At 71.4% G+C, this 13,041-nt stretch carries 11 protein-coding genes; 8 read left to right on the top strand and 3 right to left on the bottom strand.

Annotation, left to right across the window (positions count from 1 at the left end; genetic code table 11):
• Positions 1 to 672: 672 nt before the first annotated feature.
• The 4 genes from VZQ01_RS29210 (at position 673) to VZQ01_RS29195 (ending at position 3,974) form a co-directional block, all read left to right on the top strand.
• Positions 673 to 1,098 (top strand): YeeE/YedE family protein, encoded by a 426-nt coding sequence (locus VZQ01_RS29210; RefSeq protein WP_426745278.1) that lies wholly within the window; start codon positions 673 to 675, stop codon positions 1,096 to 1,098.
• Complete coding sequence (locus VZQ01_RS29205) at positions 1,095 to 1,514, top strand: DUF6691 family protein (RefSeq protein WP_223781704.1); 420 nt, start codon at positions 1,095 to 1,097, stop codon at positions 1,512 to 1,514. Before VZQ01_RS29210 ends, VZQ01_RS29205 begins: the two co-directional genes overlap by 4 nt.
• A 186-nt stretch (positions 1,515 to 1,700) precedes the next feature.
• Entirely contained in the window at positions 1,701 to 3,284 is a 1,584-nt protein-coding gene (locus VZQ01_RS29200) for an HsdM family class I SAM-dependent methyltransferase (RefSeq protein ID WP_141333196.1), read from the top strand.
• Positions 3,285 to 3,389: 105 nt separating this feature from the next.
• Complete coding sequence (locus tag VZQ01_RS29195) at positions 3,390 to 3,974, top strand: superoxide dismutase family protein (protein ID WP_223781703.1); 585 nt, start codon at positions 3,390 to 3,392, stop codon at positions 3,972 to 3,974.
• Positions 3,975 to 4,047: 73 nt separating this feature from the next.
• Here VZQ01_RS29195 and VZQ01_RS29190 read toward each other — a convergent pair whose 3' ends face one another.
• From VZQ01_RS29190 to VZQ01_RS29180, 3 genes are all read right to left on the bottom strand, one after another.
• A complete protein-coding gene (locus VZQ01_RS29190) occupies positions 4,048 to 5,637 on the bottom strand; it encodes a serine hydrolase (RefSeq protein ID WP_426745277.1) in 1,590 nt (529 codons plus the stop codon).
• 86 nt (positions 5,638 to 5,723) lie between these two features.
• Positions 5,724 to 8,003, bottom strand: a complete 2,280-nt coding sequence (locus VZQ01_RS29185; RefSeq protein ID WP_426745276.1) for a glutamine amidotransferase — start codon at positions 8,001 to 8,003, stop codon at positions 5,724 to 5,726.
• 28 nt (positions 8,004 to 8,031) lie between these two features.
• Entirely contained in the window at positions 8,032 to 8,790 is a 759-nt protein-coding gene (locus VZQ01_RS29180; RefSeq protein WP_223748044.1) for a DUF4159 domain-containing protein, read from the bottom strand.
• Positions 8,791 to 8,847: 57 nt separating this feature from the next.
• Here VZQ01_RS29180 and VZQ01_RS29175 point away from each other — a divergent pair, with 57 nt between their 5' ends.
• The 4 genes from VZQ01_RS29175 (at position 8,848) to VZQ01_RS29160 (ending at position 13,016) form a co-directional block, all read left to right on the top strand.
• Positions 8,848 to 9,111: a DUF2379 family protein gene (locus VZQ01_RS29175; RefSeq protein WP_223748043.1), complete on the top strand. Its 264-nt coding sequence runs from the start codon at positions 8,848 to 8,850 to the stop codon at positions 9,109 to 9,111.
• 71 nt (positions 9,112 to 9,182) lie between these two features.
• Positions 9,183 to 9,893 (top strand): hypothetical protein, encoded by a 711-nt coding sequence (locus VZQ01_RS29170; protein ID WP_223748042.1) that lies wholly within the window; start codon positions 9,183 to 9,185, stop codon positions 9,891 to 9,893.
• A 93-nt stretch (positions 9,894 to 9,986) separates the two neighbouring features.
• Positions 9,987 to 11,426, top strand: a complete 1,440-nt coding sequence (locus tag VZQ01_RS29165) for a DUF6250 domain-containing protein (RefSeq protein ID WP_426745275.1) — start codon at positions 9,987 to 9,989, stop codon at positions 11,424 to 11,426.
• 21 nt (positions 11,427 to 11,447) lie between these two features.
• Positions 11,448 to 13,016, top strand: a complete 1,569-nt coding sequence (locus VZQ01_RS29160; protein WP_408889390.1) for a beta-ketoacyl synthase N-terminal-like domain-containing protein — start codon at positions 11,448 to 11,450, stop codon at positions 13,014 to 13,016.
• Positions 13,017 to 13,041 lie beyond the last annotated feature (25 nt).

Genomic DNA, 13,041 nt, shown 5'->3' with positions numbered 1-13,041 from the left:
CCGATTCGCGCGTGCGCCACGTCGTCGAGCACGGGCTCGGGGAGACCACCGGCCACCCCTGAGTCACACGCGTGCGCCACGTCGTCGAGCGCCGGCTCAGGGAGACCATCGGCCGAGCCTGATTCACGCGCGTGCGCCACGTCGTCGAGCGCCGGCTCAGGGAGACCACCTGCCGCGCCACGGGCGCATCGAGCGACACGCGAGCCCCTTCCGCGCGCCTCCTTCCGGCGCTCCCGTGAGCAGTCAGCGCGCGCCACCGGGTAGAGCCATGTCGACAGCCGCGCCTGCTCCCGGAACGCCGTCACCAGCGTTTCCTGGAGCAGGTCCCTGGAGCCGCACAGGCGCAGCAGCCCGAAGCCGTGCACCGAGGGGAGGCTCATCGGGCGAGCAGCGCCTCCCGGTCCCCCCGCGTCGCCGCGGAGACGAGCACCGCGTCGCCGCGCCCCTTCGCCCTTCGTCTCACCACCGCGGCCCTGTCCTCTCCGCGCGTCGAGGCCCCGAGGGAGCCCGCGCGCCATGCCCGCCGGCCTGGGAGAACCCACCCGCCTCAACACGGGCCCCTGGGTGCTTTTCCCGGGGGCGGGCTCTCACATCCTGACCGGCGGCGTGCCACGCTCCTGAGCCGGTCGCACCGCTTGCCTCGATTCTCTTCCTCGTCAGGTGCCTGCATCGATGAACACGTTCCTCCTGCCGCTCCTGGGCGGTGTCCTGCTGGGCCTGGGCGCGGCCCTCCTGCTCCTCTTCAACGGCCACATCGCCGGCATCAGCGGCATCGCCGGTGGGCTCTGGGCGCCCGCGTCGGGTGACACCGGGTGGCGCGTAGCCTTCATCGGCGGGCTGATGCTGGGCGGCTTGGTGCTCGCGGCCGTGCGGCCGGAGGTGCTCGGGGCGCCGGTGCTCACTGGGGTGGCCACCCCGCTCATCGCCGGGCTGTGCGTGGGCTTCGGCACGCGGCTGGGCAGCGGCTGCACCAGCGGCCACGGCGTGTGTGGCCTGGCGCGGGGCTCCAAGCGCTCGCTGGTGGCCACGCTGACGTTCATGGCGGCGGGCGCGGCCACCGTCTTCGTCACCCGGCATCTCGTGGGAGGTGCGTCATGAAGCAGGCCCTCACGGCGGGCGCCGCGGGGCTGCTCTTCGCGCTGGGGCTGGGCTTGGGCGGCATGACGGACCCGGCGAAGGTGGTGGGTTTCCTCGACGTGGCGGGCGCTTGGGACCCCAGCCTCGCCTTCGTCATGGCGGGCGCGCTGGGCGCGTACGCGCTGGCGCGCGGGCTCATCCTCCGCCGCGCGGCCCCTGTGCTGGCGGACGCCTTCCCGAAGGCGCCCTCCGCCTCGGTGGATGGACGCCTGGTGGCGGGCGCGGTGCTCTTCGGCGTGGGCTGGGGCCTGTCGGGCTACTGCCCGGGACCGGCCCTGGTGGTGTTGCCGGTGGGCGGACTGACGGTGGCGCTCTTCGTGGTGGGGATGGTGGCCGGTATGGGCGTGTTCCGCGCCCTGGTGAAGCAACCTGGGTGAGCAGGCCCATCACACACAACCCCCACGGGTGTACGGTGCGGGCTGAAGTCACGCATTGCGGGGCGCCAAATCTCAGACTTCCGGGCATGTGAAGTGATTGGGACATCACATCCGGACATTTGAGTGCGTTTGCAAAGCTTTGAGTGGATCACCGCGAGGGGCGGGGGTGGCTAGGATGACTCCTCAATGCCACGCGCCGCGAATAGGTTGCTGGACGTCGACGAAGAGAAGCTCGTCCACCAGTTCCCCGGAATCGACCGCAAGGCGGTGGGGGCGTTCTTCACGCCCGCGCCCCTGGTGGAACGCACGCTATCGCTCGCGATGGCGCACCTGGGAGCAGGGCCGCTCACGGTGATTGACCCGGCTTGTGGAGCCGGGGCCTTCCTGTCGGCGGCCTCGAAGCTCTGGCCCGGAGCCCGCCTGTGCGGCCTGGAGCTGGACCCGGCCGTGGCCCGGCTGTGTCAGGCCCGCGTCCCCGAGGCGGACGTGAAGGAGGGCGACACGCTGCGAGGCGGGCTGGAGCCCATGCTCGCCGCCACGCCGCCCGAGCACCGCGAGCTGTGGGTGGGCAATCCGCCCTACAACGGCACCTCGCCGGTGCTGAAGGACGCGGGCGCGTACGCGAAGCTGCGTGCCTTGTTGCCGCTGGCACTGCCGCCGGGCACGAGCCTGCGCGACGACTTCGCCTTCTTCCTGCTCGTCGCCGCGCACCGGCTGTCCACGCGGCCCGGCGTGCTCGCCTTCATCACGCCCGCGAGCCTGCTGGACGCGTTCCTCTACGCCCCCCTGCGCCAGTCGCTCTTGCGCATGCTGACGCTGCGCGAGGTGGTGGACCTGGGGCCGGGCGCCTTCGCCGGCACGCAGGTGCGCACGTGCATCACCGTGTGGTCCTCGCTGCCGGGCCACGTGGACCCGCCGCGCTTCGAGCGCCGGGGGGCGTGGCAGCACTTCACCCCCGAGGCGCCCGAGTGGCGGCTGGCACCCACGACGCCGGAGGCGAGCGCGCTGGACGCGCGGTGGAGCGCGGAGGGCGAGCCGCTCACCACGCTCGTCCCCGTGAGCCTGCCCGGGGTGAAGACGCGCTTCGACGAGCTCCTGGTGGACGCGGACCCGGAGCGGCTGCTCGCGCGCATCCGCGCCTTCGCGGCGTCCTCGCTGGACGACCTGCCGGACTTCGCGCGGGTGCATGGGCTGTCCGAGGAGCTGCTCCCGAAGCTGCGCGCGCTGAAGGTGGGCCCCGCGCTGGAGGTGGACGCCAGGCACCTGCGGCCCTTCTTCCGGTATGGCGGCGCCCGGCACCGGGGCACGCTGCCTCCGGAGACGCGGGCGTACTGCTACCTGGACCGGCGGCTGATTCCGCGCGGAGACCACCGGCTGCGCGGGCCGTACGACCCGCACGTGGGCGCGGTGAAGCTGCTCTTCAACGTGCGAGAGCTGCCCCTGTCCGCGGCGCTGCTGCAGGAGGAGGGCTGCGTCCACGACCACCGGCACGCGCGCTTCGCGCCGCTGTTCGTTCCCAAGCGGCTGCGCGACGAGGGCCTGCGCGTGACGCGCTCGTCCGCGTCCGCCGAGGAGCTGGGGCCGCTGGTGCCCAACCTGTCGCCGCGAGGCCTCGAGTGGGCGGAGACGCTGGGAGGTCCTGAGGAGGCCTTCAAGGCCATCGTGCGATTCCTCAACGGCCCCGAGGTGCAGCGCACCTGGGCACCGGCCTTCGGCGCTTCACGCGTGGTGCCGGTGCCGCTGGTAGTGCCACCCATCGGACAGGAGTGAGGAGGCGGTGGGCGGCCCGCATGGTTTCCCTGCGGGCTGCGCGGACAACCGCTAGTGTCCACCTTCGCTGAGCAGCATTTCCCCTCTGGAGGAGGACCCCGACCCATGAAGATTCGCGCGCTGCTGACCGCCACCGTTCTCACCGCCGCCGCGCCCGCGCTGGCCCAGGCCCCCGCGGCGACGCCCCCCGCGCCCGCCCAGGCCGCCCCCGCCGCCGCGGCGCCGGCGAAGAAGGAGGCGCCCAAGGGCGAGACGGCGAAGGCGACGGTGAAGGACGCGCAGGGCAAGGACGTGGGCGAAATCACCTTCGAGCAGGCCAAGCAGGGCGTCCTCATCAAGGGCACGCTGCACGACCTGCCCCCCGGCCAGCACGCCTTCCACATCCACGAGACGGGCAAGTGCGAGGCGCCGGAGTTCAAGACGGCCGGCGCGCACTTCAACCCGACGAAGAAGGCGCACGGGATGATGGCCCACAAGGGCAAGCACCTGGGCGACCTGCCCAACCTCTACGTGGGCCAGGACGGCAAGGTGCAGTTCGACACGTTCGCCCAGGGCGGGCTGACGGTGAAGTCGCTGTTCGACAAGGACGGCTCGGCCGTCGTCGTCCACGTCAAGGAGGACGACTACGCCACGGACCCGACCGGTGACGCCGGCGGTCGCCTGGCGTGCGGCGTGGTGGAGAAGCAGTAGCGGCCCGATTCACCCGGTGACGCGCCCGTCTGGCATTGCTGGCCGGACGGGCGAGTCCCAGAGCGGCCCCTCTTCAGTGCACGGGCTTCGCGACGGCGTCAGGCGCCTTCTTCACGGGCGTGAAGCGCAGGTCCTGGAAGTCGAAGCTGAAGTCGGTGAGCGGTGAGACGGGCTGCATGCGCATCTCGCCCACCGCGCCGTCGGGCTTGAGCGAGAAGGACACGAACGCGTCCGCGTTGAGCGAGCGGTCCTTCCAGCGCGCGACGAAGGTGTCGTATTGCCAGTGCTCCACCTCACCCACGAGGCCCGGCGTCCGGCTGAAGCGCAGCACCAGCTTGTCCGCCTCCCGCGTCAGCGTCACGTCGCCGTACCAAGCGTCGCGGAACGTGCCGGTGTACGCGTCGAGCGGGAGCGACGGCTTGCTCTGGGCGTTGCGGCTGCCGCGGAGCCCCGCCACCTGGGCCTCCGCCTTGGCGCGCTTCGCGTCGTCATCCGCCTTGAACGCGGCCACCCAGTCCGTGGCGGGCCCGCCCATGAACGCGTCCAGCACCGTCCACATCGGCGCCTCGATGGCCCCGCGCTCCTCCTGGTTCGTCAGCACCGCGACGCCCAGGTTCAGCTCCGGCACCAGCATCACCCGGGAGTAGTAGCCCGGCAGCGCGCCGCCGTGGCCCACCAGCTTGTGGCCCTTGTAGTCGCGCAAGGACCAGCCCAGCGCGTACGCGGCGAAGTTCGCGCGCAGCCCGGCGAGCGGCTTGGACGGCTCGGTGACGTTCATCACCGTCTGCGCCGCCCACATCTCCTTCGACTGCGCCTCGCTGAACAGCCGCTTCTTGCCGTCCGTCCCCGGAATCACGCCCAAGGCCAGCTGCGTCATCATCCACTTGGACAGGTCGTTGACGCTGGAGTTGATGGCCGCCGCGGGCGCGTTGTTCTCGAAGCCCATGGGCGAGATGGCCTTGAGCACCCCGTCCGCCTTCGCGTGCGGCGTGGCCACGTTGCCGCTCACGCGCAACGCCTTGAAGAGCGTGCTGCTGTCGCGCATGCCCACCGGCACGAAGATGCGCTCACGCACGAAGTCGCGCCAGTGACGGCCGCTCACCTTCTCGATGACCTTGCCCGCCACGAGGTAGAGGATGTTGTCGTACGCGTACTTGCTGCGGAAGCTCGACGCCGGGGGGAGGTGGCGCAGCTTCGAGACAATCTCGTCCTCGGTGAACGTCGACTGCGGGAAGTAGAGCAAGTCCCCCGCGCCCAGCCCCAGCCCGCTGCGGTGCACGAGCAGGTCGCGAATCGTCAGCTCGCGCGTGACGTACGCATCGTGCATCTGGAACGACGGCAGGTGGTCCACCACGCGGTCATCCCACTGCAGCTTGCCCTCCTCGACGAGCATGGCCAGCGCCGCCGCCGTGAAGGCCTTGCTGTTGGACGCGATGCCGAACAGCGTGTCCGCCGTCACCGGCGTCTTGTCCCCGAGCTTGCGCACGCCATAGCCCTTGGACAGCACCACCTTGCCGTCCTTCACCACGGCCACGGCGATGCCGGGCACGTCGAAGGTCTTCATCGCCTTCTCGAGGGTGGCGTCGAAGTCGGCGGGCAGCGACTGCGCGAAGGCCGGGGACAGCGGAAGGACGACGAGGAGTAGCGCGAGGACGTGACGCACGAAGGGCTCCAGGAAGGGGCTCGAAGGTCCCCTCTCTACCGCACCTGGCGAACACGCCCCAGCCGCCCTTGTTCCGGGCCCGTGCGTCAGACGTAGCCGAAGCGGCGCCGCGCGAACCACTCCGCGCCGAGCAGCCCGATGAGGGCCACCAGGTAGTACCAGCGGTCCCACAGCGGCTGGTCCTTGGCGCGGCCCACCTCCACCACGGGCGGGTCCAACAGCGGCACATCCGGCAGGCTGTCCTGGGGCAGCTTGTAGGCCTTGCCGCCCGTCACCTTGGCCACCTGCTCCATCAGCTCCGGCCGCACCGACGCGTCCGACAGCTCCGGGCCCACGGCGCGCACCGCCACCGCGTCCTCGCCCTGGCCCAGCTCCGTGTCGCCCTTCTTCGCCGTGGCGAGGAGCTTGTAGGGGCCCGGCTCCGGCGGCGCGAACTCCAGCCGCACCACGCCGTCCGGCCCCGTCGCCCCCGTCTGCACCGCCACCGGCTTCTGCGCGGCCACGGAGAACAGCTCCACGCGCACCTGCGCGTCCTGCGCCGGCTGGTAGTCCGCGCTGCGCGCCTGCACCACCACCGCCACCGGACGCCCCGGCTCCACCGAGGGCGGGTCCGCCGTCACCTTCAGCGTCGTCAGGTCCGGGTCCCGCACCAGCCAGCGCAGCGCGTTGCCCCAGAAGCGGTCATACGCGCGGCTGGGCGAGCCATCCCGGTGCGCCGCGAAGGCCCAGTACCACGACGCATCCGTGGCCATCACCAGCGCGCGCCCCCGGCCGTAATCCCACACCGCGACGAGCGGCGCGTTCTTCCCGTCCGAGGTGAGATGCGGATGCTCCAGCAACACGGTGGCGCCCTGCCGCGCGCGCGTCAGGTTGATGCCGGGGATGGGCGGCAGCTCGCCCCACGCGGCCTCGGTGCTGGAGGCGCCGGTGCCGATGGCCGTCACCGGGTGGCGCAGGCCCTCCGGCGTCAGGCGCGCGGTGAACGCGTCCAGGTTGGCGGGGCCCGCGGCGGCCACGGGCAGCGCGTCCATCAGCGTGGGCATGGTGGCGCGCCCCTCGCCCAGCACGCTGTCGCCGCCAATCATCACGAAGGCGCCGCCGTTGTGGATGTAGCGCTCCAGGTTGCGCTCGTACTCGGCGATGGACAGCGACGGGTCCGAGTGCCCGAAGTTCTGGAAGATGACGACGTCGAAGGTGTCCAGCTTCGTGTCGAAGATCTCCTCCATGGGGAACGGGATGAGCGACAGCTCCCGGTCGTTCGACGTCCCCGGGTCGTCCGACAGCGTGCGCAGGATGTAGAACGAGATGAGGTCCACGTTCGCGTCCTGCTTGAGCAGCCCGCGCAGGTAGCGCTCGTCCCACGAGGGGCGGCCCACCACCAGCAGCACGCGCACCCGGTCCCGGATGACCTTCAGCGTGAAGGAGCGGCTGTTGTTGTCCGCCACCGCCTCGTCCGGGAAGGTGGGCACCGACACCGTGTAGACGAAGCGGCCCGTCTGGTCCGGCGTGAAGGTGAAGGACACCGGCTTCACGTCGTCGTTCGTCTCCAGGCGCACCGTCTTGGTGGCCACCGTCTTGCCCTCCTGGCTGAGGACGACGGGAATCTCCTTGCCCCGGAAGCCCTTGCCGTGGATCTCCGCCTCCACCGTGAGCGAGTTGCGCACGAAGGCGAAGTCATCGACCTTGAGGCCTTCAATCGCCAGGTCCTTGAGCGCCTCCTGGCCCACGGTGAAGGTGGACACCGGCACGCCCAGGTCCGCGAGCGCCGCGCGCGCGCGGCCCACCACGCCCGCCTTCAGCTCCGCGTTGTCCGCGCCGTCGCTGAACAGCAGCACGCCGGACAGCTTGCGAGCGCCCTGCCCCGCCCCCGCCGACGCACGCAGCGCGGCGAGCAGGTCCGTGGTGCCCGCCCGGGGCGGCTCCTTGGCGAGCGACGCGGGCGTCACCGGCGAAAGCTCCGGGTCCACGCCGTACATCTCCACCGTGAAGCGGTCCTGCAGCCCCGCGAACGCCGGGCCCGCCTTCTCCAGGAACGCGGCCACCTGCGCGTTGCGCGTGGGCCCGCCCGGCTCGGTGGGAAAGCCCATGGACGCCGAGCGGTCCACCAGCACCGCCACCCGGTTCTTCATCCGCGCCACCTGGAGGTGACGGATGCCCGGCTCCAGCAGGAAGAAGAGCGCGGCCACGCCCGCGCCCACGCGCAGGGCCCACAAGAGGATGCGACGGCCACGCGCGGGCTCGCGGCGCACGCCCCAGGCCGCCAGCCCCACGCCCAACAGCAGCCCGAGCGCGAGGAACACCAGCGCCCACGAGGGCAGCGGAGAGAGGCTGACGAGCTTCCAGGCGTTGAAGGTGGGGGAGTTCATCCAGGCTCTTGAGGTGAGGCCCTTCGCGTCAGCGCCGCTTGTTGAGGATGAGCTGCAGGTGGACCGCGTCGTCCTTGTAGTCCAGGCAGAGCGCGTACATGCAGACGTTGATGCCCAGGCGCACCGCCAGCTCGCGCTGCGGCTCGCCGCCGGGGCTCACGTCGAACTCGTAGTCGCCCGTCTCGTTGCGGCTCCACGCCCCCGCCACGTCGTTCTGCGAGTACAGCACCGCGGCGCGCTTGCCCAGGTTGGCCGCCAGGAGCTGCGGCTTGTTGAGCAGCCGCCCGGGCGCCGCGTCCAGCATGAAGAAGGACTTGAACACCACGTGCGTGGAGGGCACCTCGGTGAGCGGGCTCTGCGGCAGCACGCGCCGCATCTCCCGGCGGAAGCTGGCGTCGAAGCCGTCCCCGTCGCTGCCGTCGTTGGCGTCCGCCAGCATGAAGCCGCCGTACGTCAGGTAGCGGCGCAGGTTGGTCACCTCCGCCTCGCTGAGCGCGGGGAACGCGCCGTCGCCGCCGAAGTACAGGAAGGGGTACTCGAAGAGGTCGGGGCTGCTCAGCGCGAACGGGCGCGCGTCCGGCACCACCTCCACCGAGGTGCGCCGCTGCAGCTCCCACGCAATCCGACGCAGGCCCGACAGCCGCCCGTCCCAGCGGCCGCCGTGCTTCGCCACCGCGGGGATGAAGCGGTTCTTCTCACCGAAGGCGCGCGCACGCCCAGACAGCAGCGGGACGAGCGCGGAGGTGCCGAGCAGGAGGTTTCGTCGGGTCAGGCGCCGCGCGGACATAGAGCGCATCTATATACCGTCGACGGGTGCTCGCATTCCCCGGTATACAGCGGGCCCATGGCGAAAGGCGGACAGACGCCCGAGCCGCCCGGCGCCCCCGAGGTCCGCGCGGCCTGGGCCCTCAAGGAGGCCGGTGACGTCGCCGGGGCCCGACGCCAGGCCGAGCGTCTGTTGGCGAGCAATCCGGCCCCCCAGGACCGCGCCCAGGCCGAGGAGCTCTTGCGCCGCACGTCCACGCCTCGTGCCCTCTACGGCTTCGCGGCGCTGGGGGCCGCCGTCTTCGTGGTGCTGCTGCTGTTGGCGCTGAAGCGCTACGCTTAAGCTACATCGTCGGCGCTCGCGCCCCTCGGGGGCGGCTCGAGCCGCGCCGCAATGCGAAGGAGTCGGAAGTCATGGAAGGCCTCCTCCAGGCACTCAGGGCCTATCAGGAGTTCAATCCGTCGGGCTGGGTCGCCATCTACCGGCTGCTGCCGATGTGGGCGGGCATCGTCTGCTGTGTCCTCGGGGTGACGCTGCTCCTGGTCGGCGGAGGCCCCCGGGTGTTCCGGGTGCTCGCCGGCCCCATCGGCGCGCTGCTGGGCCTGGTGTGGACGGGCGCGGTGGCCGTGAAGCTGGGCCTGCCGGACCTGGACCCCCGGGCGCCGTCCATCGCCGCGGGAGTGCTGCTGGTGCTGGGCTTCCTCTTCCCGCCCGCCATCACCTTCGTGGGCCTGGGCGTGCCGCTGGGCCTGGTGGCCGGGCAGATCGCCGGCCCGCAGGACTTCCTGCTCGGCTTCGCGCCGGGGTTCATCATCGGCGGGCTGGTGGGCGCGCTCCTGCACCGGGTGGTCAGCGCGCTCGTCGCCTCCGCGGCGGGCGGGTGGGTGCTCGTCATCGGCGCGCTGGCGGCGCTGCACCAGTTCGGCAGCCTGGTGGAGGCGGTGGCGAGCCGTCCCTGGGGCGTCATCGTCGCGGCGGGCATGTTCGCCATCGCGGGCTCCGTCTACCAGCTGGCCATGCGCCCCTCCCCCGAGGAGGCCGACAAGCAGCGCGCGGAGAAGGAGCGCGTGAAGCTGCGGCAGGCGGAGCAACGGGCGCTCGAGAAACGTTGGGGGGTCAAGTAGCCGGCCTCCCCCGGTCGTCGGCCGTGCTTTACCTCCACCCGGGTGGCGCGTAGATTCCGCCGCCTTTCCCCCCGGAAAACCCCCAAAGGATTGATGGGCCAGGCCAGGCGCAAGGAGAAGGAGAAGCAGGAGTCCCCCCCGGAGCCATCCCCCGGTCAGGAGCCCCTGGCTCAGGGAGCCTGGGTGAAGCCCGAGGGACTGTCGCGCCGGGGCTGGGCCGTGCTCGTCGGCCTCATCCTCGTCATCCAGTTCCCCCTCATCCACTACGTCCTCTTCCGCGGTGACGCGGAGGTGACGGCGACAATCCCCTACACCCAGGACTTCAGCGACCCGGGCGTGGTGAAGCGCGACTTCTTCACCACGGGCGGCTACTGGCGGGTGATTCAGGGCGAGCTGCTGGCGCCGGGGGTGAAGAACAACCCGCTGTGGCTGCAGGCGCCCCTGCCGGACGACGTGGCGGTGGAGCTGGACGTGCGCTCGGAGCTGCCCGAGGGCGACATCCGGGTGGAGCTCTTCGGCAACGGCGTGGACCCGGCTTCCGGCTACGTGCTGATGCAGGGCGGCCAGAACAACTCCGTGTCGGCCATCGCCCGGCTGGACTTGAACGCGCCCACGCTGGACGCGCTCCAGCGCCGCGCGCAGCGCAAGGCGGAGTCGTCGGGCGCCGCCGCGGACCTGGCTTCCGTGTTCAAGGACGACACCCGGGTGAAGGTGGAGGCGCGGGGCACGCCGGTGCAGGCGGGCCGCACGTACCACTGGCGCATCGAGCGCCGGGGCACGCTGTTGCGCTGGTCCATCGACGGGGAGCTGTTCCTGGAGCTGGATGACCCGCGCCCGCTCAAGGGGCCGGGAAACGACAGGCTGGGCCTGTCCGGCTTCGAGTCGCAGATCTTCTGGGACAACCTGCGCGTGGACACGCCGGACCGGCTGCCCGCCAAGGTCGCGGCCGCCACGCCGGCCATCCCCCCGGGTCCGTACGCGGACGACTTCGAGCGCGACACGCTCGGCGACGCGTGGAACGTCACCAACCCCACCGCGACGCGCATCGTCGACGGCGCGCTGGTGGTGGAGCAGCTCCACAACCGCCCCGTGTGGCTCAAGCGCCCTTTGCCCCGCGACGCGGTCATCGAGTTCGACGCGTGGACGGACAGCCCGCAGGGCGACATCAAGGTGGAGGCCTGGGGCGACGGCCGCTCGTTCTACGCGGGTGATTTGCGGCTGCAGTACACCGCCACCGGCTACGTGTTCATCTTCGGCGGCTGGAAGAACACCCAGTCCGCCATCGCCCGCAGGAGCGAGCACACGCCCGACCGCGTCACGCGGGATGGGGCCGCGGTGGTGCCGGGCAAGCGCCACCACTTCAAGCTGACCCGCCGCGGTGACACCCTCGCCTGGGAGCTGGACGGCCAGCCGTTCCTGACCCTCAAAGACGCCACGCCCCTCGAGGGCTCGCGCAACCAGTACTTCGGGTTCTCGGGCTGGCAGACCCGCGTCCACTTCGACAATTTGAAGATTGAGCCGCTCGCCCCCTAGCGGCCCAAGGAAAGTCACACCGTGCGCAGAGTTGGCATCTTCGGCTGGGGCGTCGTCGCCCCCCGGTCCAGGAACATCGAGGCGTTCGAGAGGAACCTCGCGTCCTCCGAGAGCTGGCTGTCCCCCTTCAACGGCTTCGGGCCGGACAACTTCCTGGTCGGTACGCCGGACTTCCAGCTGGCGGACTACAAGCCGTGGATCGACGAGCGCTTCCCCGCCAACCGCTTCTCCCAGCTGGAGCGGAAGATGGGGCAGCCGACGCAGTTCGCCATCGGCGCGTTCATCCAGTCGCTCGCGCAGAACCCGGGTCTGGAGCAGGAGCTGCAGGCGCTGGGGCCCCGCGCGCACGTCTACGTGGGCACGGGCCTGGGCGACCTGCCCACCATCCAGTCCATCTCATTGGACCTGTACCGCGCCCAGCGCCGGTGGGACCGCTTCTGGGCGGCCCCCGAGCGCAACGCGGTGCTGCGCCAGTGGCTGGAGACGCGCGAGCCCACCGAGGGCGTGCCGCCCGAGCCGTCCACGGTGGACGAGGGCGTGCGCGACGAGGCCGAGGACGCGTGGTGGCACTACTGGACGGGCCGCTCCACGGAGCTGCGCGAGTACCTGGCGGAGCTGCGCGACATCGAGGCCATCGGCGTGCCGGACGGCGCGGACGTGGAGTCCGCGAAGCTGGCCGTCATCAAGGAGAAGCGCACGCGCAACGGCCGGCTGCAGAAGAAGTGGAACGCGCCCGAGCCGCCCTGGAACGCCGTGTCCTCCAACGTGCTGTGGAACATCCACAACACGCCCGCCTCGCAGATTTCGATGCTCGGCCGCATCACCGGCATGACGTTCGCGCCGGTGGCCGCGTGCTCGTCGTTCGGCTACGGGCTGAAGCTGGCGATGAACGCCCTGCAGCTGGGTGAGGCGAAGGCCGTCGTCATGGGCATGACGGACGCGGCGCCCAACCCGCTCGTCGTGGGCGGCTTCTACAACGCGCGCGTCATCTCCGCGGACGCGGCCATCTCCAAGCCCCTCACCGCCCTGCGCGGCACGCACATCGCGGGCGGCGCGGTGGTCTGGGTGCTGGGCGACTACGACTACTTCACGGCCAAGGGCTTCAAGCCCCTGGGCATGGAGCCCGTCTCCGTGGGCGTCACCGCGGACGCGGACCACATCATCACCCCGTCCAAGGAGGGCCCCACGCTGGCCATCCGCGAGGCGCTGGCCCAGGCGGGCTGCGGCCCCGCCGACGTGGGCAGCTGGGACCTGCACGCCACCGCGACGCCGGGGGACTACCTGGAGGTCCAGAACCTGCGCGACGTGATGCCGGAGTCGGTGCTCATCACCGCGCGCAAGGGCACCTTCGGCCACGGCATGTCCGCGGGCGGCGGCTGGGAGCTGACGGCGCAGTACCTGGGCTACGGGCGCGGGCAGGTGTTCCCCACGCCGCTGAAGAAGACGGAGCTCAACCAGCAGATTTCGCGCGTCCACGGCCGCTTCGTCTTCGACGAGGCCCAGGCCGCGCCCGAAGGCTGCGCGGGCAAGCTGTCCATGGGCGTGGGCGGCATCAACGCCTGCGTCATCTCCCGCCCCTGGAAGAAGTGACGCGCCGGGCGGCGCTGGGAGGGCC

The organism is Myxococcus faecalis (genome assembly GCF_050039385.1).
Classification (GTDB): Bacteria; Myxococcota; Myxococcia; order Myxococcales; family Myxococcaceae; genus Myxococcus; species Myxococcus fulvus.
The sequence above is the reverse complement of the archived record's forward strand: the minus strand, read 5'-3'. Positions and strand labels throughout refer to the sequence as shown.

What these genes read in the sequence shown, in the direction of transcription:
- VZQ01_RS29210 (WP_426745278.1), top strand. Translation starts at nt 673, where the DNA reads ATGAACACGTTCCTCCTGCCGCTCCTGGGCGGTGTCCTGCTGGGCCTG.
- VZQ01_RS29205 (WP_223781704.1), top strand. Translation starts at nt 1,095, where the DNA reads ATGAAGCAGGCCCTCACGGCGGGCGCCGCGGGGCTGCTCTTCGCGCTG.
- VZQ01_RS29200 (WP_141333196.1), top strand. Translation starts at nt 1,701, where the DNA reads ATGCCACGCGCCGCGAATAGGTTGCTGGACGTCGACGAAGAGAAGCTC.
- VZQ01_RS29195 (WP_223781703.1), top strand. Translation starts at nt 3,390, where the DNA reads ATGAAGATTCGCGCGCTGCTGACCGCCACCGTTCTCACCGCCGCCGCG.
- VZQ01_RS29185 (WP_426745276.1), bottom strand. Translation starts at nt 8,003, where the DNA reads ATGAACTCCCCCACCTTCAACGCCTGGAAGCTCGTCAGCCTCTCTCCG.
- VZQ01_RS29180 (WP_223748044.1), bottom strand. Translation starts at nt 8,790, where the DNA reads ATGTCCGCGCGGCGCCTGACCCGACGAAACCTCCTGCTCGGCACCTCC.
- VZQ01_RS29175 (WP_223748043.1), top strand. Translation starts at nt 8,848, where the DNA reads ATGGCGAAAGGCGGACAGACGCCCGAGCCGCCCGGCGCCCCCGAGGTC.
- VZQ01_RS29170 (WP_223748042.1), top strand. Translation starts at nt 9,183, where the DNA reads ATGGAAGGCCTCCTCCAGGCACTCAGGGCCTATCAGGAGTTCAATCCG.
- VZQ01_RS29165 (WP_426745275.1), top strand. Translation starts at nt 9,987, where the DNA reads ATGGGCCAGGCCAGGCGCAAGGAGAAGGAGAAGCAGGAGTCCCCCCCG.